The sequence below is a fragment of the Streptomyces sedi genome (assembly GCF_006335015.1).
In the GTDB taxonomy this organism is placed as follows: Bacteria; Actinomycetota; Actinomycetes; order Streptomycetales; family Streptomycetaceae; genus Streptomyces; species Streptomyces sedi.
This window is the reverse complement of record NZ_VDGT01000002.1, coordinates 123,257-145,485: the sequence shown is the minus strand read 5'-3', so window position 1 is coordinate 145,485 and position 22,229 is coordinate 123,257. Positions and strand designations below refer to the sequence as shown.

Sequence of the window (22,229 nt, the reverse complement as noted above, 5' to 3'; positions counted from 1 at the left end):
CTTCGATGACCACCTCAAGGAGAGCCGTGATCGCGACGGCCGCCGCCGCGGGCCTCACCGTCGCGGCGGCCGGCCGTGCCTCGGCCGGCGGCCACGGCGGCGGCGAGGCCCCCCGCCCCGAGCCCTTCGGCCGGCTGGAGGACGGCACCGAGGTACAGCGCTGGACCCTGGCGCACGGCGGGATCCGGCTCGGGGTGCTCGACTTCGGCGGAATCGTCCAGACCCTGGAGGTACCCGACCGCGAGGGCGAGTTGGTCAACGTCTCCCTGGGCTTCGGCGAACTCGCCCCCTACCTCGGGGACTCGCCCTACATGGGCGCGTTGATCGGCCGCTACGGCAACCGCATAGCCGCCGGCCGCTTCACCCTGGACGGCACCGACCACGAGGTGCCGGTCAACGACGGGCCCAACAGCCTGCACGGCGGCACCCAGGGCTTCGACAAGCGGATCTGGAACGTCACCCCGAACGGCGACGCCGGGCTGACCCTCACCTACTCCAGCGCGGACGGGGAGATGGGCTACCCGGGCACGCTGGACGTCCGGGTCGACTACACGCTCACCGAGCGGGGCGAGTTCCGCATCGACTACGAGGCGACCACCGACGCGCCCACGGTGCTCAACCTCACCAACCACACCTACTTCAACCTCGCGGGCGAGGGCAACGGCGGCATCTACGACCACAAACTGAGCCTGGCCGCCGGGCGCTACACCCCCGTCAACGACGTGCTGATCCCCACCGGCGAACTCGCCCCGGTCGGCGGCACCCCGTTCGACTTCCGCCGCGGCAAGACCGTCGGCGAGGACATCAGGGACAGCCACCAGCAGATCCTGTACGGGCAGGGCTACGACCACAACTTCGTGCTGGACAAGGGCATCACCCGCCGCCCAGAGCGCTTCGCCCAGGTCTACGAGCGAAGCTCCGGACGGCTGATGACCGTCTCCACCACGGAGCCCGGCGTGCAGTTCTACAGCGGGAACTTCCTCGACGGCACGCTGGTCGGGACGTCGGGCCGGGCCTACCGGCAGGGCGACGGGCTGTGCCTGGAGACCCAGCACTTCCCCGACTCCCCCAACCAGCCCGACTTCCCCTCGACCGTGCTCCGCCCCGGCGAGACCTACCGCTCCAGCACGGTCTACGCCTTCTCCACGCGGTAGCCTCCGGCGACCCGGCTCACGCCGACAACCCACCTAACCAGTGCGGCACCGTAGTCGCCTGACCCCCGCCACGAATGCACCGCGCAGTTCCCCGCGCCCCTTCAGGCCGTCACCGGCCAGGCGTGCGCCCGCACCTGACGGACCACGCCAACCCACCCCAGGGGCGCGGGGAACTGCGCGAGCGACCGACCACCGAGCCGCAGACGACAACCCACCGCGACACAGACGGCCCGTCGCCAAAGTGTCAGGCCCGCGTCAGCGTGTCAGCGCGCCAGCGCGCCCAGCTCCTCGTGGGCCACCCCCAGCACCGACTCCCGCAGCCGCTCCCGGTAGAGCCGCAGGTTCCGCACCGCGGGCCCCGTCTCCGGGTAGCGGGCCGCGAACTGGATGCCCTCGTGGAGCCGGGTCAGCCACACGCACACCCGGTCGCCGTAGGAGACCCGCACCAGACCGTAGGTCCGCAGCTCGTCCCACCGTTCCGACAGCGGCGCCCCGCGCCCGTCCACGTAGGAGACGAACGAGCACAGGTCCGGCGAGTCGAAGCGGAAGTCCGACCCGAGCAACGCCAGCGCCCGCGTGATCGGCACCCCCGCCAGCGGCCGGTTGGCGCGCAGCGCCGAACGGACCATCGTCAGCGTCTCGTCGAACCCCGAGGCCCGCCCCACGGGGATCTCGATCGGCACCCCGCCGACATACCAGCCGACCGACTCCGACCACCGGGACTTCGCCCTGGTGTGGAACGGCACCACCGTCCGGTACGTCTCCACGCCCCCCATCTCCCGCACGATCAGCGCGGTCGCGGCCAGCACCCCGACCAGCGCCCCGCCGTGCGGACGGCAGTACCGCTCGAACGCGGTCGCCGCGCGGTCGTCGACCAGCGTCTCGGAGTGGAACCGCTGCTCAGGCAGCGGCCCGCCCTCCGGCGGAAGCCCGAGATCGACGGGGAACGTCGGCATCACCCCGCCCGAGCGTGTGATGAACTCGCGCCACCGCCCGATCAGCGGGTGGTCGCTGTCCACGGCGTCCGCGTGGGCGCGTTCCGTGGCGCAGAAGTCGACATAGCTGGCGACCGAGGGCAGCGGCTCGGCCGCCACGTCCGACTCGGCGGCGTACAGCTGGTGCAGCTCGGCGGGCAGCCGGTAGAGGGAGTGCGCGTCGACGTTGCTGTGGTCGAAAGCCAGATAGAGGCTCGCGCCCTCGGGCCTGACCACGGCCGTGTACAGGAAGTTGGGCCAGCTCAGCGCGTCGGCCGCGCCGTCGAAACGGTCGCGCAGCCGGCGCGTCAGCGTCGTCGGCTCCCGGAACCGGCCGATGTCCGCGCGGCTCAGCTCCACCGCGCTCGCCGGCAGCGTGAAGCGCCGCAGCTCCTCGCCGACCCAGCGGAAGCCGCTGCGCAGCGTCTCGTGCCGCGATGTCCAGCGGTGCAGGGCCCGTTGCAGCGCCGCGAGGTCCACCGGGCCCGGCAGGTCGAACGCGACGCCCAGCCAGCCGGGGGCGTGCAGCCCGGAGCCGCGCGCCTCCCGCGCCGTCCGCAGATGGAACTCCTGCACGTGCGCCGGCGGTCGCGGATCGTCGGGCGCCGCGCCTGCCGCCGCCACGGTGGCCGGCGACAGCGCCCACTCCACCAGGTAGCCGGGACGGATCTCGCAACGCTCGATGTCGGTCATACGCACAGGGGGCTCTCCGTTTCCACGCCCGGGGACATGGGGTGGCGCGGGCGCGGGTGGGGGTCGGACGGCTGGCGCCTGGGCCGGCGGCCCGCGCGCGGCTCTGTCCCTCGGCGCGGGCCACCGGTCGGTGGCGTAACGGGACCAACGCGCCGAGCGACCCACGGTCACGCGGGGCTCCGCCGGAGGGGCCCTCGTGTGCCGCCGCCCCCGCGGGCGCCGGGGGACATAGCTTCGGGGGCGCGGTACCTCCACGAAGCCCGCACACGAAACCCGCACACGAAACCCGCAGAAACCCGCGGAGAGAAGAGAGAGCCATGCGCATCGCCGTCGCCGGGGCCACCGGCAAGATCGGCTCGTTGACCGTCGCCGCACTGGAGCGCGACGGGCACGAGGTCGTGCGGATCAGCCGTTCCCTCGGTGTCGACCTGTCGACCGGCGAGGGTCTGGACGCCGCGCTCGTCGGGGTGGACGCGGTGGTCGACGCCACCAGCGCCCCGCCGGCCGGGGCGCGGGAGACCGTGGAGCGGCTCGGCGCCATGACGGGCCGTCTGCTGGCCGCGGAGGAACGCGCCGGGGTCCGCCACCACGTGCTGCTGTCGATCGTCGGCATCCACCGCTTCGAGGGCGGCAACGCGCACTACGCCGGCAAGCGGGAGCAGGAGCGCCTGGTGACGGGCGGGGCGGTCCCGTGGACGGTGGTGCCGGCCACCCAGTTCCACGACTTCGCGGAGACGGTCGTCGGCTGGACCGAGCGGGACGGCGTCGCCACCCTCGCGCCGCTGCTGGTGCGGCCGGTGGCGCCGGCCGATGTCGCGGAGGTGCTGGCCGAGGTGGCGACCGGCGCGCCGGTCGGGCGGCACGTCGACCTGGCGGGCCCGGAGAACCAGGACCTGGTCGACATGGCGCGCCGCACGCTGGCCGCGCGCGGGCGCGAGGTGCGGCTGGTGCCGTCCTGGTCCGGGCCGTTCGACCTGGAGATGGCGGGCGAGGCGCTGCTCCCCGGCGAGGGCGCGCGCATCGCGCCGACGACGTTCGAGCGATGGCTCGCCGAGGTGGCCTCCCGGGGGTGACGCCCGTGACACCCGTGACACCCGTGACACCCGTGACACCCGTGACGCGAGGGCCGGCCGTGCGGCTCAGGGCAGCAGCACCAGGCCGATGGCGGGGTAGAGCGTGCGCAGCGGGTCGGGTGTCGCGGTGATCACCGGCCACTGGCGGGCGGCGGCCAGATAGGCCACGTGCCCCGGGGTGGTGGCCGCCGGCGGGTGCGCGGAGCGCAGGATGCCGGAGCCGACGGCGTGCGCCTCGTCCAGCGGTGCGAAGGTGACCAGCGGGAAGCGCAGGATCGCCGTCAACGCGTCCCTGCCGTGCGGGTGCAGGTCGGCGGAGGCGTCGGCGACGCAGCTGGCCGGCGCGAGCAGCGGGATGACGTGCCGGTGCGCGGTGCTCAGCAGGGCCCGCATGTGGGGACTGCCCTGGGCGGCGGCGACCAGCGCCGTGGTGTCCAGGATGCGTCCGCCTATCGCGGGGGCGGCGCCCGAGGGTTCGTCGGGCGCCGTCACGCGGCGCCGCGCTCCTCGACGCCGTCGATGCCCAGGACGCGATCGGCCCACCTCAGGTGTTCCTCGCCCGGGAGCTGGTCGCCGAAGAGCCGCCGCAGCGTCTCGTCGACCTCGGCGGTCTCCTCCTCGCGGCGCAGCAGCTCCTGGATGTGCCCCGAGACGCTGGGGATCCGCCCGGCGGCCTCGGCGGCCTTCAGCCGCATCAGCTGGTCCTCCGGCAACGAAATCGCCGTCTTCCGCATGGTCATACTTCAGTAGTACCACACGGGGGTCGTGGCGACCAGCTCTCCCCGCCCCCGCCCGCCTCGCCCACTCCCCGGTTGATCTCCTCGGCGCGGTGGAGCACCTTCAGCTGCGCCGGGTTGTACAGCTCGACCAGCGCCTGCGCCACGAGGTTCCGCCCGCGCTCCGGATCACCGAAGCTTGGCGCGCCCGCCACGTCGAGCTTCGGGTACTTCTCGTGCTGCTGGTGGAGCTCCGGCGCCATCAGCGCGGCCAGCCGCTCGATGGTCGCCTCGTCCGCGTCGGCCGGCAGCGTGTCGAACTCCCGGTCGTGGGCGCGCGGTTGACCGAGCATCTCCAGCAGGTCGCGCATCACGTCGTCCGTGAAGACCTGCGAGTAGATCAGCAGCATCGCCCGGTCGGTCTCCGTCAGCTGGTCGGCGACCGCGCCGAAGCCCGCCGGAACGTCGATCGGCGCCCGGTGGCGCAGAAGCAGCGCCAGCTCGGCGCGCACCCGCTGGAGTCGTTCGATCGTCGCCGCCAGCTCGCTGTCCAGCAGCTCGATCGCCTCGTCCGGCTGCTGGTCGGCGTGGCCCAACGCGCCGATCTGGGACAGGGACATGCCCAGGTCGCTCAGCCGCTTGATCTGCAACAGCCGCACAAGATGCGAGACCTGGTACCGCTTGTAGCCGTTGGACGCCCGCTCGGGCTCCTCCAGCAGGCCGATCGAGTGGTAGTGCCGGACAGCCTTGACGGTCGTCCCCGCCAGTTCCGCGAGCTGTCTGGTGCTCCACGCCATGCCACGCCTCCTCCGGTCGGCCCCGGTTTCGCCTCCGGCGGGCCGTCAACGGCACCAGTGGAAACCATGCCCCTGGGGCACGGTCAACCGGCCGTGCCCCGGGGGGCACGGTGGGCCGGCGCTCAGTGGCCCCCGCAGCACGGGTGTGGGTCGGGCACCTCGAACGGCACGAACCCGGCGCGGGCCGGGGCCAGTCGCAGCGTCAACGTGGGGCCGAGCCGCTCCGGCCGCAGATGCCCCCTGGTCTCCACCCACGCCTCGGGGCCGGCGACCGCGCCGCCGAGGACGCGGACCGCGTCGATGGCGGTGCGGGCGAGAAGCTCGGCGACGGTGATCCGTTCCGGCAGGCCCACCGCGCCGGGGAAGAGCACCGCCCTGCCCCCCTCGGGCGCCGCCGCCAGGGCGGCGGTCGCGTCGGCGTGCCACCGTTCGGGCCCGCGCACCCCCTCGGGTCCCGCCACGGCCAGCCGCGGCGCGAGCTCGGGCAGCAGCCCGAAGGCGGCCTCGGCCAGGCTCGCGTTCGGCAGCCCGAGGCTGAGCCCGAGCCGGCCCGGCGCCACCCGGTGCGTCTGGCCCAACGCCGCGTTGGAGAGCGGGAGTTCGTCCACCAGGTCGTGCAGCAGATGGTCGGCGTCCGCGTTCCGCGAGTGGCCGGCGGCGAGCCCCAGCCAGTGGTGCGGGCCGGCGGTCGGGCGCTGCTGGGACATGGTGACCATCCCGGGGGTCGAGGTGCGTGTGCGTCCCGACCGTGCCACCCCCGTCGTGCGCGACGGAAACACCCCGGGGACGCGCGGACCGCCACCGGGTGAACACCGTCCGTGCGGTCACGCCGGGAGCGGCACGGGGACGCCGAGCGGTACCGGCGGATGGACACCGGGCGCGACCAGGTCGAGGAGGTCTACCAGGCGTGACCTTTCGGCGGCGCGCCACGTCGGGAGTGCGGAGACGGCGGGACTCACCCCGCCGACCCACCGCCCGAAGGGATCACCGCCGATGCACGCCCACACCGACCGGCTGCCCGCCGCCACCGACGGGAGCGGCGCGTGACGACGCTCCTCTTCGCCGCCACCCTGCTCTGCGTCCTGGCGAACGCCGCCATCGCCCTCGCCGACTACGCGAGGGCCGGATTCGTGTTGCGGAACTCCGCCGAGGTGCGCGTGCCCGAGCGCGCGCTGCCGTGGCTCGCGACGCTGAAGCTGGCCGGAGCGGTCGGGCTCGTCGCCGGGCTGGCCTGGGAACCCTGGCTGGGGGTCGCCGCCGGCGCCGGGCTGACGCTGTTCTTCGTGGGCGCCGTCGCCGCCCATCTCAGGGCGCGGGTGCTGCACAACGTGGCGTTCCCCGGCCTCTATCTGCTGCTCGCGGCGGCGGCCCTCGCCCATCTCGCCGACCGGGCGGCCGGGGGCTGAGGACGCCCCGGCCGCGCCGTCCGGACGAGGAACGCGACGGCCGGCGCTTGACCACGACGCGACGTCACGGTTTGAGCTGGCCGCATGACCAGGATCGCCTTTTTCTACCTGTCCTCGTTCGGCGTGTCGATGCTGGGCAACTCGGTCACCGGGATCGCCCTTCCCCTGCTGGTGCTGTTCACCACCGGCAGCCCGCTCGGCGCCGGGGTCGTCGCGGCAGCCGCCGCGGTCCCCGCCGCCGTCGCGGGCCTGCTGATGGGCTCCCTCATCGACCGGATCAACCGCCGCACCGCAGCGGTCCTCTCCGACGTGATCTCGGCCGCGGCGTTGCTCGTCCTGCCGATCGTCGACCTCACGGTCGGGCTGAACCTGGGGTGGTTCATCGCGGTGGCCGTCCTGAACTCCTTCGGGGACGTGCCCGGCATCACCGCCCGGGAGGCGATGCTTCCCGCGATCGCCGAGGCCGCCGAAACGCCCCCCGCGCGGCTCATCGGCCTGCGGGAGTCGCTGGGCGGGGTGTCGCTGCTGCTCGGTCCCGCGGTCGCGGGCGTACTCGTCGCCGCGCTGGCACCGGTGACCGTGCTGTGGATCACCTCCGGCACGGCGGCGCTGGCGGCCCTGCTCACCCTCGCCATCCCCGCGCGGGCGACCGCGCATCGACGCGAGGGCGGCGACGAGACCGAGGCGGGGCGCGCCGGAGCCGTGTTCGACGGCCTGGTGATCCTCTTCCGTTCGCCGCTGCTGCGCGGAATGGTCCTGCTGGGGGTGACACTGGCGGTGGTGCTGGCCGCCACGCAGGGGATGGTGATCCCGGTGCACTTCGCGTTCCGGGACGAGCCCCAGTACGTCGGCTTCGTCCTCAGCTCGCTCGCCGCGGGCCTGCTCGTCGGCGGCAGCCTGTTCGCCACCCTGGGCCACCGCGTGCCGCGCCGGACCTGGTTCACCACCGGGCTCGCCGTCCTGGCGGTCGGCTTCGCCGTCGTCGGCATACTGGGCCCCGTGTGGTCGGTCTTCGCCGGCGCGGCGATCGCGGGGCTCGGAGGTGGCTGTATGAACGCGGTGGTCGGGTTGACCTTCGTCGAGAACGTCGACGAGTCCCGACGCGGCAAGGTGCTGGGCGCCCAGAACGCCATCATGACGCTGGTCCCCGCGGCGGGCATCGGCGGCGCCGCCCTGCTCATCGAGGCCGGCGGCCTCCACCTGGTCACGACGTGTCTGGCCGCGCTGTGGATCGCCGCGGCCACCGCCGCGCTGCTCAGCCCGAACATCCGCCGGCTGGGACAGGAACCGGCCTGATGCGCGTCGGGGAGCTGGCGGAACTCGCCGGGGTCACGGTGCGGACCGTCCGCTACTACCACCAGGTCGGGGCCCTTCCGGCGCCGCCGCGACGGTCCAACGGCTACGGGGACTACACCGTCGACCACCTGGTGGCGTTGCTGCGGATCCGGCAGCTCACCGCCTCCGGCCTGTCGCTGACACAGGCCGCGGGCGTGGTCGCCGACTCCGGGGCCGGGGCCGGGTCCGGGTCCGGGTCCGGATCCGCCGAGGAGGTGCTCGACGAGGTCGACCGGGCCCTGGAGGCGCGGATCGCCGCGCTCACCGAGCAGCGCAGGCGGCTCGCCCAGGCCCGGTCGGGGCGCCACGTCGGCCTGTCGAGACTGGCCGCCGCCCTCACCGTCAGGCCCACCGACATTCCCCTCGCGACCCTGATCGCCCATCTCTACGCGGACGTGCCGCAGGCCGACCCGCTGGCCGACGCGCTGCTGACGCCGGAGTCCCGGGCGGCCCTGGTCTCGTTGCAGAAGCGGTTCGACGCCATCGACGAGTCGTCCCCCGACAGCGCGCTGGACGCGCTCGCCGACGAGGTGCGGCGGCTCGTCGCGGCGCTCCCCAGCGACCTGCCGCCCGTTCCCGAGGAGCGGAACCGGCTCGTCCTCACCCTGGCCGAGCGTGACCTGAACGAGCGGCAGCGGGAGTTGGTGCGCCGCCTGTCATGACGGCCCACCCGGGCCGGACGGGTCGCGGCGCCACGACACGGCGCCACGACACGGCGACGCGGAACGCCTACGCGGCGGCCGAGAACAGCACGCCGCCGACGGCCGAACGGTCGTCGGCGAAACCCACCAGGTTGACGGTGATGCCCTCGCGCGGCACGTCGCCGAACACGGCGGCGACCGCGTCCGTGAGCGCGACGGCCAACCGTTCGGCGGCGTCCGGAAACCGCGTGAACGCCCCGGCCCTGCTGTGCAGCAGCACGTCGGGCGCCGGCGCGACGCCGAGCTCGCCGCCGACGGCGAACCGTTCGGTCGGCACCCCGCGGAGGGCGATGACCACCAACGGGCGGGCCCAGTCGCCGTAGACGGAGACCACCGCGTCGGTGATCCCGTCGACCAACCGCCGCTCGACGGTGCCATCGAGGAGTTCCTCGGCGAGGGTTACGGTGCAGTGCGGCATGGGTCCTCCAGTCGCCGAAGCAGGGTCCGATACCCTGCTAAACAAAACAGCTTTGGAAGCAAACCTAATGCCCGCGACGCCTCCCGTCCATCCCGTTCCCGGCGACCCCGACGACGCCGAAGGGCTCGACGACGCCATCCGCACCCTGCTGCTGGTGATGCCGCGCGCCGTCGGCCGGATCAAACGACTCGAAATCCCCGAGGCGCTACGGGAGATGGCCCTCGCCCCACGCCACCTCTCGCTGCTGTCGTTCCTGCTGCTCGACGGCCCGATGACCGTCCGCGAACTGGCCGACCACCTGGAGGTGGCCCCCACCACGGCCAGCCTGCTGGTCGGCGAACTCAGCCGGAAGGGCGTGCTCGACCGCCGCGAGGACGAGAACGACCGCCGCCGACGAATCGTCAGCATCCCGGATGCGGCGCGGCCGGCCCTGGAACAGTGGCTGGCCCCCGGCGCCCGCGCCTGGCACGCGGCGCTGTCCCCCCTGTCACCGACCGAACGACGCGCCGTGGTCCAGGCGTTCACGGCCTACGAGGCGGCGCTGCCGGAGGCGGACGGGGGTTGAACCGTCGGCGGCCCGCCAGGAGACCGCGTCGCACGCGGACCCAGTCGCACGCGGGCCCGACAGAGAGAAACCTCCACCACGGGTGCCCCTCGGCGGAGGCAGACGGCGCCAGTAGCTCCACGAAGGCAGACCACGCCGACGCCGAAACGCTCAGGACCGGCCCGTCGGCGACCTTGCTGCCACGAACGGGGACGGCGCCGGGAACATCGTCCCGAACTTCCACGCACGCGCCGCTCGGCCTCGTGAGGCGTCCCCCCGCGCCCCGCGGACGCGCGGACGCGGGGCGGAGGGCGGCCGGGTGTCAGAAGATCACTCGGAGAGGACCCACATCGGGTCGGCATGGAGGCGCACCGGGCATCGCCGCTCAGACGCCCCACACATACCGGTGCGGGCGGCGACCCGGCACGTTCGACCAGGCCAGCCGAGCCTCCAGGTCGTCACCGAGAAGCCCCTTCAGACGGTCGACCATCCACCCGTTCCAGTAGACACACGTCGGGGCCTGCGGGACGCGAAAGGCTGGCAACCGCACGGGGAGGGCGTCCGCGCGGAACACCGTGCGGGCCATCTCGCCCCCCGCGTTGGGCCGGGACGAAGCGGCAGTGTCGACGCAGTCGACCATCTCGTCCACCCTCCACACACGGTAGTCCTCGTCCACCACCGCGCCGCCATCCGTGATCGTCAACGGCAACAGCCGACCCGCCGACTCCCACTCCGCCCCGAACCGCTCGACGAGCAAGGAGCTGAGCACCGGGGCGTCAGGAAAGGTGGAGGGAAACGCGGCCTTGGGCCAGCTCCGTTCCCCCTGCCACCGCGCCCCGAACCACTCGGGCGGGACCACCGGCGGCCCGTAGATCTCCCACCGCTTCAGCTGGACGAGGCCCTCGTCGAAGAGCACGCCTCTGATGTCACGCCTGCTCGGCATCAGCCGGTACACGGCGCACTCCCGCTGCGGTTCGTTGTCGGTCATCACACGGTCCCCTACCCACTCGGGGCATGTCGTTGGCGGCCTCGATGCCCACGCCGTGGCGGCAGGGAAGGTGGAACGCGCACCGATTCCGCCGTATCCCCGGGCCGGCGCTCCGGCCAACTCCGTGGAAGGGTACGGCGCGAGGGCGGTGTACGGGAGTCCCTGCTCTCGGCCGCGAGATCGTCAGGCAGGCCGTGGCAGCTCCCATCCGAAGCCTCCACGGCTCGCCCGCGTTCGCCGGCGGCGCAAGCTCAGCCTGGGCGGAGTTCCGACGGAAGTGCACCGAAGGTCACGCGGCAACGTTCCACATCCGGTTGGGCCACAGCATCTCGGAGCGCCGCGCGGCGCGCAGGCGCCCCGGGCATCGCCGCTCAGACGCCCCACACATACCGGTGCGGGCGGCGACCCGGCACGTTCGACCAGGCCAGACGAGCCTCCAGGGCGTCACCGAGAAGCTCCTTCAAACGGTCGACCATCCACCCGTTCCAGTAGATCCCCATCCGAAACTCCGGCACGCGGAACGCCGGGAGATGCGTCGGCAGGGCGTCGAGACGGAACACCGTACGGTCCATCTCTCCCAGTGGACCAGGTCGGGACGACGCCACCGTGTCGACGCAGTCCACCACCTCGTCCACCACGTACACCCGGTAGTCCTCATCAACCGCCGCGCCGCCGTCCGTGATCGTCAACGGCAACAACGTGCCCGCCGCCTCCAACTCCGCACCGAACGCCTCCACCAACCTCGGACCGAACACCGGTGCGTCAGGAAAGGTGGACGGGAACTCCGCTTTCGGCCACCGCCGCTCGCCCAGCCACTCCGCGCCGAAGTGGTCCGGGCGCTCCTCCGGCGGACCGTGGAAGGCCCAGCGCTTGAGCTGGGTGTGTGACTCGTCGAGAAGCACCGCTCTGATGTCACGCCTGCTCGGCATCAGCCGGTACACGGCGACTTCCCGCGGATCGTTCTCGGTCATCATGCAGTCCAAAACGCACTCGGGTGCGGTGTGCCGCTGGCCACTTGGTCAATCGTCATTACTCGCACCCCGGAGGTTACTTCGTCGCCCACACGACATAGACGCATCACCTCGGCACCTGCCCGAATCGCCCACGGCCGAGGCAAACGTCAGCGCGACACAGGGAACGGGGTACCCCGAAAGGGGTTTTGGGGTACCCCAATGGCAGGTGGCGCCACCCCTGGTACGCCTCGCTGCCGACCCTCCGGGTGAGCCATGGAAGACCGGGCGGCCGTGCGCACCGCTACCTACCTCCTGACGGTCCCTGATGTCCTCTTGGGCAGCGCCTCGACGCGCGCCGCCTGCGCGGCACACGACGACACGACCCGCCGGGCGGCGCATGCCGAGCCAATCGGCCGCTCACAGAAACGCGGTGCACCTGTCGCCGATGACGCGGGATCGCCGTATTTCCGATCTGTGCCAGGACATCGACACGCTGACCACCGCAAGCTAGCCCGAGAGAGGACCCCACCACTCATGTCCGACGAGCAGGGACGCACCTTCCGGAACGCCTGGATCGAGGGCGTCAAGCGCCACTACCCCGGGGGCACGCCGAAGCCCGGCTACATCGCCCCATGGGACGAGACCCCGGAATGGGAACGGCAGGCGGCGGCTGCTGTCTGCCGACAGGTCGAGGATTTCCTGGCGGCCAGCGAGGGCCACGCGATCCGGCTGAACCGGGAGCAGAAGGGCCGCTTCGTGGCGCTCTGCTGGATCGCGCAGATCCACCGACACTTCGAGGCGCCGAAGCCGGGCTACGTCGCCGACTGGGCGGAACTCCCGGAGTGGCAGCGCGAGGTGGATGCCGACATCTTCGAGTCGATCGAGCGACGGACGGGCCACGGCCGGCCGTAGTACGCGGTCCGGTGGGAGGCAGTTCCTCGTTGGCGGCGCGCCAGTTCACCGCTTGACGCGTTCCACGAAGGCGGACCACGCCGACGCCGGAACGTTCGGGACCGGCCCGTCGGCGACCCCCCGCCCCCCGCCCCCGCGAGGCGCGAGGCGCGGGCCGCGGGCGCCGGGCGGGCGGGCCGGGGGTCAGGGGGTCACTCGGGGAGGACCCACATCGGGTTGGCGTAGAACCACAGGTCCTCCCACGGGTCAGCGTCGCCCTCGACGTCGAGGGCGGGGCCGTGGGGGTCGACGTCGGCGCCGCCGAGGCCGGTCTGGACGCGCTTGCCGTCGGTGCCGCGCACGCGCACGTAGCAGGGGTCGGCGACCTTGCCGAGGTCGTAGGTGAAGGTGACGGAGCCCTCCGTGCGGTCGACCTCCCAGGACTTCACGACCCGGGTGTCGGGGGCGTGGAAGGAGTCCGCGTCGGAGACGGCGCCGGTCACCGCGCCGCGGATGACGTCGACGCGGGCGAGGCGGGGGACGAAGTTGGCCCAGTTGGGGACGGAGGCCAGGGCGATCTTCAGCTTGAGCTGGACCCGGGTGCCGCGCCGCACCATCAGGGTGTCGCCGAGGGTCACCGAGCGTCCGCCGCCCTTGAGTTGGGCGTCGAGGCCGGCGATCAGGCCGCCGTGGTCGACCCAGACGCGGCCGGCGCGGATGCCGTCCATCACGGCCGCGTAGGAGAAGTCCTGGGCGCCGACGTGGGTGCGGCTGTACTGGCCGGGCCAGAAGTCGCCCGCGCCGAGGTTGAGTCCGGCGCCGGCGTAGACCGGGTCGCCGTGGTAGCCGTCGCGGTCGTAGTCGGAGCCGTCGGGGCGGGTGGAGGTGTCGGCGTAGTTGACGTGGGAGTCGGAGTTGGCGGTGATCCACCAGGGCTTGCCCTCGGCGAGCAGGCTGTCCCAGAGGCCGCCGACGGTGGCGGTCATCCAGTCGAAGCCGCCCCACGTGCGGTAGCTCTCGGCCGGGTAGCCGGGGAACGAGTTGGGGCCGGGGCTGCCGGTGTAGTAGCCGCGCCCGCTGCCCTGGCCGTGCGGGGCGGGGATGCCGGCGGCCTGGTGGCCGGGGGCGCCCTCGAAGCCGACGGCGATCCGGGGCTGGGCGTCGCGCCAGCCGCGGATCTCGTGGGGGGAGTCGACGCCCTGGCGGGCGGGGTGGTTGGCCAGCATCAGCGCGTCGCGGACGGTGCGGCGGCGGACCTGGTCGGCGAGGAAGTCCAGGCCGGCGATGGCGAGCGCCTCGTTGGCCGGTGAGTTGCCGCTGGCGTTGTTGACGCTGCCGTCGTAGTCCGTCTCGAACTGCTTGAGCACCCGCACCTCGTCGGAGCCCGGGTGGACGAAGACGGTGCCGTGCTCGGCGGAGGGGATGTTCCACTCCAGGCCCTGGAAGACGAGGGTGTCGTCGTAGGTCTCGCGGGCGGCGCGGATCTCGGGGTTGACCTTCTCGACGCCGATGCGGCTGTGGTTCTCGTTGCCGTGGTCGGTGATGACCATCCAGTCCAGGCCGTGGCGCGAGCCGTTGCGGACCTGGTCCTCGACGCGGTACATGGCGTCGGAGCTGAACTGGGTGTGGATGTGGTGGTCGCCGGCGAGCCAGCGCAGCCGCCCGGGCCGGCCGCCGCCGCGCCCCGCCTGGCCGGCGGCGGCGGCCGGGGTGAGGGCGCCGGTCGCGCCGGTGACCAGGCCGGCCCCGGCCACGCCGGCGCCGAGCAGCCCGGCGGAGCGCAGCACGCCGCGGCGGGAGAGCTGCCCGGGGCTCAACTCCTCGTCCGGGACGGTGAGGTCGAGCGCCTCGGGCAGGTTCCCGCTCCCGGAGTCGCCGTGCGGGTGCGGGTGGTGGTGGTCGTGACCGTGTCCGTGGTGGTGGCCGTGGCCCATGTGGGTGTGCTCCCCGAGCTGAGGTGGCGGGTTCTGTGCGGAACAACGGCACCATCGGGGCGTTCCATGAACGGCGGGTGAGCGCGAGGGGACGGTCACACACCCGGGGAACGGCTCTTTTCGGACAGTGGGCGCGGTGTGGACAGGCCGAAGCCCGCCGCCCCCGGACATCCGGGTCTACGGGTGGCGGCGGGCGTCTCGGCGGGCCCGCTGCGCGCGGGCCGGGGGTGGGTCAGGCCAGGCGGATCACGTTCCAGGAGAGCGGTTCCAGGGTGGCCTTCAGCGTGCCGCCGGCCAGGGTGGTGCCGGTGCCGGCGTGGGGGGTGACCCGGTCGGGGGCGTCGGCGGTGTTGCGGGCGTCGGCGTCCGCGTCGGAGAGCACGCTGTGCTCGACGACCTCGCCGCGGTCCAGGCCGAGGCCGGCGAGGGCGACTTCGAGGTCCAGCGGGCGGTGCTGGTCGCGGTTGACGGCGAAGACGGTGACGGCGCCGGTCTCGTCGTCCCGCACGGCCGTGGCGTGCAGCAGGTCGACCTCGCCGTACCTGGTGGTCTCGTGCGTGGGACCCTGCGGGCGGACGTCGAGTACCGTGCCCCGGCCGTACTTCGAGGCCTGGGCGAACGGGTAGTAGATGGTCTGCCGCCAGGCCGGGCCGCCGGGGACGGTGGCGATCGGCGCGATGACGTTGACCAGTTGGGCCTGGCAGGCGACCTTGACGCGGTCGGCGTGGCGCAGCAGGGCGATCAGCAGCGAGCCGACGACGACGGCGTCGGTCACCGAGTAGTTGTCCTCCAGCAGACGGGGTGCCTCGGCCCAGTCCTCGCCCCGGCCCTCGTCGCTGAGCTGCGGCGAACTGCCGTCCTGGTACCAGACGTTCCACTCGTCGAAGGAGAGGTTGATCTTCTTCTGGGACTTCAGCCTGGCGCCGACGTGGTCGGCGGTGGAGACGACGTTCTCGATGAACGACTCGGTGTCCACGGCGGAGGCGAGGAACGAGTCCCGGTCGCCTTCGGTCTCGTAGTAGTACGCGTGCAGCGAGACATGGTCGACGAGGTCGTAGGAGTGCTCAAGAACGGTCGCCTCCCAGCGGGCGAACGTCTCCATCCCCTGGTTCGAGCTGCCGCAGGCCACCAGCTCGACGTCCGGGTCGATCTGCCGCATGGCGCGCGCGGTCTCGGCGGCGATCCGGCCGTACTCCTCGGCGGTCTTGTGGCCGGTCTGCCAGGGGCCGTCCATCTCGTTGCCCAGGCACCAGAGCCGGATGTCGAACGGCTCGGTGTCGCCGTGCGCGACCCGCAGGTCGGACAGGGCGGTGCCGGAGGGGTGGTTGGCGTACTCCTGGAGCTCGATGGCCTCGGCGACGCCCCGGGTGCCGAGGTTGACGGCCATCATCGGGGTGGAGCCGACCTTGCGGACGAAGTCGACGAACTCGCTCAGCCCGAAGCGGTTGCTCTCCGTGGAGCGCCAGGCGAGGTCCAGCCGGCGGGGCCGCTCCTCGCGGGGGCCGACGGAGTCCTCCCACTTGAAGCCGGAGACGAAGTTGCCGCCCGGGTAGCGGACGACGGTGACGCCCATCTCCCTGACCAGGTCCATGACGTCGGTGCGCAGTCCGGCCTCGTCGGCGCTGGGGTGGCCCGGCTCGTAGACGCCGCTGTAGACGCAGCGGCCGAGGTGCTCGACGAAGGAGCCGAAGATCCGTTCGTCCACGGGGGAGACGGCGAAGGCGGGGTCGAGGGTGAAACGGGCGGTGTGCTCAGCACTCATGCGGGTCCCTGCTGGTTCAAGGGGCGGCTCGTTCGACATCTCGTGCGTTCGATATCTCGCACTGCGATCGCGACTTCGAACAAACCTATGGTCGAGAACGAGCCGCCGTCAACGGTCCCGAGCGATCGTTCCGACCACGGATGTCCATCGATGTACTTACCCGTTCGCGGGCACGTTCACCGTTGTCCGTTCGCTCATGCTCACCGCCCGGCGATGCCCGTGTGTGCCACATCTCGCACGTCTGGCACGGGGTTCACGGACACCCGGCCGGGGACGGCGGGAAGGCGAAGGGGCCGGGCACGCCGTCCTGTGCGACGGCGTGCCCGACCCCTCGGACGCGCGGGTGGCCGGCGGCTCAGCCGTCCACGGCGACCAGCATCTTGCCGACGTTCCCCCCGCGCATCATCCGCAGAAACGCGTCCGTCGCGTGCTCGATCCCCTCCACCACCGTCTCCCGGTGGCGCAGCCGACCGGTGCTGACCCACTCGCCCGCCTCGCGCAGAAACGTCTCGCGCAACGCGGCGTGGTCCATCACCAGGAAGCCCTCGATCCGCAGCCGCTTGCCGACCACCAGCCCCAGGTTGCGCGGCGCCGGCGAGGGCTCGGTGTCGTTGTAGCTGGAGATCATCCCGCAGGCGGCCACCCTGCCGAAGGTGTTGAGCGCGTCCAGCGCGGCCTCCAGGTGGTCGCCGCCCACGTTGTCGAAGTAGACGTCGATCCCGTCGGGCGCCGCCTCGGCCAACTGCGCGCCGATCGGCGCCGCCTTGTAGTCAAGGGCCGTGTCGAAGCCGTACTCCTCGGTCAGCAACCGGGTCTTCTCCGGGCCGCCCGCGCTGCCGATCACCCGGCTCGCGCCCAGCAGCCGCGCCAGCTGCCCGGCGACGCTCCCCACGGCGCCGGCCGCGCCAGAGACGAACACGACATCGCCCTCCCGGACCTTGGCGACCTCCTTCAGCCCCGCGTAGGCGGTGTGCCCGGTCATACCGAGCACACCGAGGAAGGCGGTGTCGGGAACGTCGAGCCCCCGCGGGACCGCGGAGACCCAGGCGGCCGGAAGCGTGGCGTACTCACGCCATCCGAGCTGGTGCAGCACGAGGTCCCCGACCTCGATGCCCTCCGCCTCCGAGGCCACCACCTCGCCGATCGCGTCCCCGGTCATCGGCTCGTCGAGACGGAAGGGCGGCACATAGGACTTGGTCTCGTTCATGCGACCGCGCATATAGGGGTCGACGGAGAGACAGCGGTTGCGGACCAGCACCTGACCGGGTGCCGGCTCCTTGATCGGCGCCTCGCGCAGCGCGAAGTCGTCATCGGTCGGCCACCCCGAGGGGCGCGCCACCAGGTGCCACTCACGGCTGGTGCTGGGCAGGGACATCGGGAACCGCCTCCTGTCACGTTCGTCGCACGGATCGTAACGACACCATGCCAACGCCTCGGGGCTCCCGCGCCATTCCCGGCGCGCGCGGGGCGCCCGCGCGCCCCCTCCGACGGCTCGGGGAACGGGAAACCACGCGCGCCGCCCCGACGCCGTTCCGCCACCGCCTCAGCCGGCGAACGCCGGCGGCGCCAACCCCCGCCCGATCCCCGGCAGCACCAGCAGCGAACCCGCCACCGGCTCGGCGCCCGGGTCGAGCCCGACCCGCGCGGTGCTCACATACAGGTCGCGCAGGTCGTCGCCGCCGAAGGCACAGGCCGTCGTCCGGCTCGCCGGCAGCTCCACCGTCCGGTCCAGCGCGCCGTCCGGCGTGAACCGCCGCACCGCGCCCCCCTCCCAGAACGCCACCCACAGACAGCCGTCCGCGTCCACCGTCATCCCGTCCGGGAAGCCGCTCAGCCCCGCGGTGTCCACCAGCACCCGGCGCTCCCCCACCGAGCCGTCCCCGGCCACGGTGAACGCGTCCACCCGCCGGGTCGGGGTGTCGATGTAGTAGAGCGTCCCGCCGTCCGGACTCCATCCCAGACCATTGCTGACCGTCACCTCGGGCAGCACCGTGGAGACCGAGCCGTCCGGGCGCACCCGGACGAGGGACCCGCCACCCGGCCGTTCGTCGTACCCCATCGAGCCGGCCCAGAGCGAGCCGTCCGGCGCCACCGCCGCGTCGTTCCCCCGCCGGCCCGGCACCACCTCGCGGTGCAGCCAGCGGAACGTGCCGTCCGGCGCGTAGGCGCCGACGCCGTCGCGCAGGTTGACCACCAGGCCGCCGCCGGCCCGCGGCTTGGCGGCGCCCACGTGCTGCTCGGTGAGCAGCACGGAGCGGCGGCCGGTCGAGGGGTCGAGGGTGTGCACCCGGGCGGAGAGGATGTCCACCCAGATCAGCCGGCGGGTCACGGGGTCCCACGTCGGCCCCTCCCCCAGCTGGGCCCGTGCCCGAACGGCGATCTCCCAAGCGACTGACACCGCGAATCCCCTTCCCCGCGCCCGTTTCTTCCGACTCCGGTCCCCGGCCCGCTCCGCCGCGGCTCAGCCGACCCCGTGGTGGCCGAGCCGCTCCGAGAGACGCCCCGCGCCCTGGCGGGCCAGCTCGGTCAGCTCCCGCTGCCGCGCCTCGCTCCAGCGGATCATCGGCACCGAGACGCTGAGCGCCGCCACCACCCGGCCCGAGCGGTCGCGCACGGGGGCGGCCACGCAGGTGACGTCCGCGTTGGACTCCTGGCTCTCGGTGGCGACCCCGCGGGCGGCGATCTCGGCCAGCGCGGCGCGCAACGCGGCCACGTCGGTGATCGAGTTGGCCGTCATCGCGGGCAGTTCGCCGTCGGGCAGCCGTTCGTCCAGCTCGTCGGGGCCGAGCGAGGCCAGCAGCATCTTGCCGACGGCCGTGCAGTGCGCCGGCAGCCGGCGCCCGGCGGCGGAGACCATCCGCACGGCGTGGGTGCTGTCGACCTTGGCGATGTAGATCACGTCGGTGCCCTCCAGCACCGCGACATGCACCGTCTCCCCGCAGGTCTCGGCCACCGAACGGGCCACCTGCTGGCCCTCGGCGGCCAGGTCCAGCTGCTCCGCGTAGCGGCTGCCGAGCTGGTAGGTGCGCACCCCCAGCCGGTAGCGGCCCGGCTGCTCGACGACCGGCACCAGATAGGAACGGGCCGCCAGCGTCGTCACCAGCTCGTGCACCGTGGTGCGCGGCAGTTGGAGGCGGCGGGTGATCTCGGGCGCGGACAGGGTGCCGTCGCCTTCGAGAAAGAGCTCCAGTATGTCCAGCGCCCGGCTCACCGCCGGTACACGTCTCCCCATGCCCGATGCCTCCCCTGCCGCACGAGCCGCTCGGCCCCGCCGGCCCCACTGGCGGGCCACTCGGGTCCCGCTCGCCAACGTTCGGCATCCCGACCGTGAGACGAGATGCCGAACACCACGCTAGCCATCGCCGCCACGGACGGCAATGCCCCGCCACCGACGGCAATGCCCGCCGCCCGCTCCTCGCGTGCGACGGGCGAACCCGGCCGTTGTCAGCGCCGACGCGTCAGCGCGTGCCCCACTCGTCGGCGAGCGCGGCGTCCGACGCCTCGCCGTGGTTGCCGACGGCCCGCAGACGGCCCGCCACTCCCTCGGGGAGCCGGTCGCCGGCCCGGTCGGCCACCACCCCCGCGGCCCTGGCGGCGGCCTGCCGGCCGGCCTGGGCGGCGGAGTCGACGCTGTTCCTGACGGCGGGATTGGCCCTCAACCTCTCGGCCGCGGTGGACAGTTGCTCGTAGCGCTCACGTCCCGCGCGTGCTCCGAGAACGTATCCGACAGCCACTCCCGCGATGAACACCAGCTTGCGCATGGGATGCTCCTCTTCTCGCTTCCGTTGATCTTCTCCTGACCCGCCCGGCCTCCCATAACCGGGTGACCCGGATACGGATTTCGGAGCACCCCCTCACATGCGCTAATGTATGGCCCGCAGCGCGGTGCCGCTCCCCACCCGATGGTGTGCGGCCCCGAGCGGAGCAGTCCCCTGTAGCTCAATTGGCAGAGCAGCCGGCTGTTAACCGGCAGGTTACTGGTTCGAGTCCAGTCGGGGGAGCATCACACGAAGGGCCCCTTTCGGGGCCCTTCGCCGTTTGCGCCGCATCTCTCCGCGAACCCCGGGAACCGATCACCCCGTGCACGGTGTCCCTGGTTGCGTAGACCCGCCCGACCCGGGCGGCAGATCGTATGAGCAGCTATGCTGCGGCAGACGGCGCGCACAGTTGTGCGCGGCACGCCGAGAAGGGGCAGTAGCTCAGCCGGTTAGAGCAACGGACTCATAATCCGTCGGCCGTGGGTTCGAGTCCCACCTGCCCCACCTTCTCCCCCACTGGCGGACAGCCCCCGGCGTCGGCCGTCAGGCCGCCGGGCAGTCGACGTCCTCGTCGGGGCGTTCACCCGTGACCAGGAAGTCGGTGACGAGGTCGTGGGCGCACCGGTTGTCCAGGAACAGATACGCGAGGTGCCCGCCCTGGTCGGCCGTCACCATCCGGGCCCGGTCGCCGAGCGCCGCACGCGTCTCGCGCGCCCCGGACAGCGGCGTCGCGTTGTCGCGGAGGTTCTGGAGCATCAGCACGTTCGACGGGCCGCTGTCGGTGATCTCCACCGGCTCCTCCACGGGCTCCGAGGGCCAGAACGCGCAGGGCGTGATGTTGGCCCCGGCCGCGCCGTACATGGGGAAGCGCTCCCGGTCCTCCTCGACGTTCCGCGCGTAGGTCGAGACGTCCTCCGGCCAGTCGGAGTCGTTGCAGATCACGTGCAGCTGGCTGGCCAGGTAGTTGTCCGAAGGGATCCCGGCGGAGGCGGCCTCCCCCGCGGCCTCCCCCTGGCTCCCGTCGCCCTCCGGCTCGGGCACCGGCTGGCCGGTGTCGAGCGCCGCCCAGATCCCGGCGAGTTCCGGCAGCTTGTCGTCGTAGTAGAAACGGTCGAACGTCAGATGGCGGAACACCTGGCCGTTGTAGCCCTCGGGGGTGGGCTCGGCGTCGAGTTTTTCGGCGATCTCGAAGAACTTCTCCTCGATCTCCTCGGGCGTCTCCCCGAGGCCGTACGTCTCGTGCTCGGCGGCGGCGAACTCCGCGAAATCGGGGAACCGGTCCTGGAATCCCTCCCCGAATGTCCGCGCGAACGAGGAGTCCCAACCCCGGGGTCCCGTCACGCTGTCGAGAAAGAAACGGTCGCTGTTCTCCGGGAACATCGTCGTGTACACCGCGCCGAGATAGGTGCCGTAGGAGATGCCGAAGTACGAGACCTCCGACTCGCCCAGCGCCTCACGCACCCGGTCCATGTCGCGCGCGGTGTTCGCCGTGGTGATGTGTGGCAGCAGGTCGGCGGTCTCGGATTCCGCGCACCGCGCGGCGACGGCCTCGACGCGTTCGGCCTCGGCGGCGACGTCCGCCTCGTGGCGCGCGTAGGTGGGGATGTTGCTGGGGTGGTCCGCCAGCTCCAGGCCGCAGGTCACCGGCGTGCTGTGGCCGACGCCCCGCGGGTCGATCCCGATCACGTCGTAGCTGTCCAGGACCGACTGGGGAAGGCCGGACTCGCGCAGCGTGGCGGGCATGCTCAGCGTTTCCCCGCCGGGGCCGCCGCTGTTGGTCAGCAGCACCCCGCGGCGCTTCTCGGGGTCCTCGCTCGCGAGACGGGAGAAGGCGATCTCGATCGTCTCGCCCTCCGCGTTCCCGTAATCGAGGGGAACGTCGATCGTCGAGCACTCCAGGCCGGGTGGGGCGACGGCCTCGGGACACTCTCCCCAGGATATCGCCTCCTCCGCCGGGCTTTCTTCGTCCTGACCGTCCTCCGCGTCGGCCGACGAGCAGCCGGCCAGGGTCAGTGACGCGGTGACAGCGAAAGCGAGAACGGGGGTGACGGGCTTTCGCATGAGGATTCCTTCCATGAGTCGAGCCATTTCTCATGTGGCGTTCTGAAAACGGGGAGAGCGGGGACCACCGC

General features: G+C 72.6%; 23 protein-coding genes and 2 tRNA genes. 9 read left to right on the top strand and 16 right to left on the bottom strand.

What is annotated here, in order from left to right:
• Positions 1-5: 5 nt before the first annotated feature.
• Positions 6-1,154 carry an aldose epimerase family protein gene (locus FH715_RS03495; protein ID WP_139640535.1) on the top strand — a complete coding sequence of 383 codons (1,149 nt, stop codon included), beginning with the start codon at positions 6-8 and terminating at the stop codon, positions 1,152-1,154.
• Between the two features lie 263 nt (positions 1,155-1,417).
• Here FH715_RS03495 and FH715_RS03490 read toward each other — a convergent pair whose 3' ends face one another.
• Positions 1,418-2,827: a condensation domain-containing protein gene (locus FH715_RS03490; RefSeq protein WP_139640534.1), complete on the bottom strand. Its 1,410-nt coding sequence runs from the start codon at positions 2,825-2,827 to the stop codon at positions 1,418-1,420.
• 311 nt (positions 2,828-3,138) lie between these two features.
• Here FH715_RS03490 and FH715_RS03485 point away from each other — a divergent pair, with 311 nt between their 5' ends.
• On the top strand, positions 3,139-3,894 hold the full coding sequence (locus FH715_RS03485; protein ID WP_139640533.1) for an SDR family oxidoreductase: 756 nt from the start codon (positions 3,139-3,141) through the stop codon (positions 3,892-3,894).
• A gap of 66 nt (positions 3,895-3,960) precedes the next feature.
• On the opposite strand, the gene FH715_RS03480 is transcribed toward FH715_RS03485, so the two are convergent.
• The 4 genes from FH715_RS03480 to FH715_RS03465 form a co-directional block, all read right to left on the bottom strand.
• Positions 3,961-4,386: a PIN domain-containing protein gene (locus tag FH715_RS03480; RefSeq protein WP_139640532.1), complete on the bottom strand. Its 426-nt coding sequence runs from the start codon at positions 4,384-4,386 to the stop codon at positions 3,961-3,963.
• Positions 4,383-4,634 carry a hypothetical protein gene (locus FH715_RS03475; protein ID WP_139640531.1) on the bottom strand — a complete coding sequence of 84 codons (252 nt, stop codon included), beginning with the start codon at positions 4,632-4,634 and terminating at the stop codon, positions 4,383-4,385. The genes FH715_RS03480 and FH715_RS03475 overlap by 4 nt, the downstream gene beginning before the upstream one ends.
• Complete coding sequence (locus FH715_RS03470; protein ID WP_139640530.1) at positions 4,631-5,407, bottom strand: helix-turn-helix domain-containing protein; 777 nt, start codon at positions 5,405-5,407, stop codon at positions 4,631-4,633. Before FH715_RS03470 ends, FH715_RS03475 begins: the two co-directional genes overlap by 4 nt.
• A gap of 122 nt (positions 5,408-5,529) precedes the next feature.
• Positions 5,530-6,114, bottom strand: coding sequence for a hypothetical protein (locus tag FH715_RS03465; RefSeq protein ID WP_246108522.1), 585 nt, complete (start codon positions 6,112-6,114; stop codon positions 5,530-5,532).
• 336 nt (positions 6,115-6,450) lie between these two features.
• On the opposite strand from FH715_RS03465, the gene FH715_RS03460 reads away from it, so the two are divergent.
• The 3 genes from FH715_RS03460 to FH715_RS03450 all read left to right on the top strand — a co-directional run bounded on the left by FH715_RS03460 (position 6,451) and on the right by FH715_RS03450 (position 8,810).
• The gene (locus FH715_RS03460; RefSeq protein ID WP_139640529.1) at positions 6,451-6,813 is read left to right on the top strand and encodes a DoxX family protein; all 363 of its coding nucleotides are present in this window, start codon (positions 6,451-6,453) and stop codon (positions 6,811-6,813) included.
• A gap of 84 nt (positions 6,814-6,897) precedes the next feature.
• Positions 6,898-8,109: an MFS transporter gene (locus tag FH715_RS03455; protein ID WP_139640528.1), complete on the top strand. Its 1,212-nt coding sequence runs from the start codon at positions 6,898-6,900 to the stop codon at positions 8,107-8,109.
• Entirely contained in the window at positions 8,109-8,810 is a 702-nt protein-coding gene (locus FH715_RS03450) for a MerR family transcriptional regulator (protein WP_139640527.1), read from the top strand. Before FH715_RS03455 ends, FH715_RS03450 begins: the two co-directional genes overlap by 1 nt.
• A 67-nt stretch (positions 8,811-8,877) precedes the next feature.
• Here the strand turns inward: FH715_RS03450 and FH715_RS03445 are convergent, their stop codons facing one another.
• Entirely contained in the window at positions 8,878-9,267 is a 390-nt protein-coding gene (locus FH715_RS03445; protein ID WP_139640526.1) for a tautomerase family protein, read from the bottom strand.
• A gap of 67 nt (positions 9,268-9,334) precedes the next feature.
• Here FH715_RS03445 and FH715_RS03440 point away from each other — a divergent pair, with 67 nt between their 5' ends.
• A complete protein-coding gene (locus FH715_RS03440; RefSeq protein WP_139640525.1) occupies positions 9,335-9,832 on the top strand; it encodes a MarR family winged helix-turn-helix transcriptional regulator in 498 nt (165 codons plus the stop codon).
• Here FH715_RS03440 and FH715_RS03435 read toward each other — a convergent pair.
• The 3 genes from FH715_RS03435 to FH715_RS03425 form a co-directional block, all read right to left on the bottom strand.
• A complete protein-coding gene (locus tag FH715_RS03435) occupies positions 9,789-10,055 on the bottom strand; it encodes a DUF397 domain-containing protein (protein WP_139640524.1) in 267 nt (88 codons plus the stop codon). The genes FH715_RS03440 and FH715_RS03435 overlap by 44 nt on opposite strands.
• A 141-nt stretch (positions 10,056-10,196) precedes the next feature.
• The gene (locus FH715_RS03430) at positions 10,197-10,799 is read right to left on the bottom strand and encodes a hypothetical protein (RefSeq protein ID WP_139640523.1); all 603 of its coding nucleotides are present in this window, start codon (positions 10,797-10,799) and stop codon (positions 10,197-10,199) included.
• Between the two features lie 371 nt (positions 10,800-11,170).
• Positions 11,171-11,770: a hypothetical protein gene (locus tag FH715_RS03425; protein WP_246108521.1), complete on the bottom strand. Its 600-nt coding sequence runs from the start codon at positions 11,768-11,770 to the stop codon at positions 11,171-11,173.
• Between the two features lie 516 nt (positions 11,771-12,286).
• Between FH715_RS03425 and FH715_RS03420 the strand changes: the two genes are divergently transcribed.
• Positions 12,287-12,664, top strand: coding sequence for a hypothetical protein (locus FH715_RS03420; RefSeq protein ID WP_139640521.1), 378 nt, complete (start codon positions 12,287-12,289; stop codon positions 12,662-12,664).
• 191 nt (positions 12,665-12,855) lie between these two features.
• Here FH715_RS03420 and FH715_RS03415 read toward each other — a convergent pair whose 3' ends face one another.
• The 6 genes from FH715_RS03415 to FH715_RS03390 all read right to left on the bottom strand — a co-directional run bounded on the left by FH715_RS03415 (position 12,856) and on the right by FH715_RS03390 (position 20,100).
• Complete coding sequence (locus FH715_RS03415) at positions 12,856-14,577, bottom strand: PHP domain-containing protein (protein WP_139640520.1); 1,722 nt, start codon at positions 14,575-14,577, stop codon at positions 12,856-12,858.
• A 232-nt stretch (positions 14,578-14,809) separates the two neighbouring features.
• Complete coding sequence (arfA, locus tag FH715_RS03410; RefSeq protein ID WP_139640519.1) at positions 14,810-16,339, bottom strand: arabinosylfuranosidase ArfA; 1,530 nt, start codon at positions 16,337-16,339, stop codon at positions 14,810-14,812.
• Positions 16,340-16,694: 355 nt separating this feature from the next.
• Positions 16,695-17,714, bottom strand: a complete 1,020-nt coding sequence (locus tag FH715_RS03405; protein ID WP_139640518.1) for an NADP-dependent oxidoreductase — start codon at positions 17,712-17,714, stop codon at positions 16,695-16,697.
• A gap of 168 nt (positions 17,715-17,882) precedes the next feature.
• Positions 17,883-18,737 carry an SMP-30/gluconolactonase/LRE family protein gene (locus tag FH715_RS03400; protein WP_139640517.1) on the bottom strand — a complete coding sequence of 285 codons (855 nt, stop codon included), beginning with the start codon at positions 18,735-18,737 and terminating at the stop codon, positions 17,883-17,885.
• A 63-nt stretch (positions 18,738-18,800) separates the two neighbouring features.
• The gene (locus tag FH715_RS03395; protein ID WP_139640516.1) at positions 18,801-19,571 is read right to left on the bottom strand and encodes an IclR family transcriptional regulator; all 771 of its coding nucleotides are present in this window, start codon (positions 19,569-19,571) and stop codon (positions 18,801-18,803) included.
• Positions 19,572-19,797: 226 nt separating this feature from the next.
• A complete protein-coding gene (locus tag FH715_RS03390; RefSeq protein WP_139640515.1) occupies positions 19,798-20,100 on the bottom strand; it encodes a hypothetical protein in 303 nt (100 codons plus the stop codon).
• A 167-nt stretch (positions 20,101-20,267) separates the two neighbouring features.
• On the opposite strand from FH715_RS03390, the gene FH715_RS03385 reads away from it, so the two are divergent.
• Both FH715_RS03385 and FH715_RS03380 read left to right on the top strand, forming a co-directional pair.
• A tRNA-Asn gene (locus FH715_RS03385) sits at positions 20,268-20,340 on the top strand.
• Positions 20,341-20,527: 187 nt separating this feature from the next.
• Positions 20,528-20,601 (top strand) — tRNA-Ile (locus FH715_RS03380).
• Positions 20,602-20,640: 39 nt separating this feature from the next.
• On the opposite strand, the gene FH715_RS03375 is transcribed toward FH715_RS03380, so the two are convergent.
• A complete protein-coding gene (locus tag FH715_RS03375) occupies positions 20,641-22,158 on the bottom strand; it encodes an alpha/beta hydrolase (RefSeq protein WP_139640514.1) in 1,518 nt (505 codons plus the stop codon).
• Between the last annotated feature and the right edge of the window lie 71 nt (positions 22,159-22,229).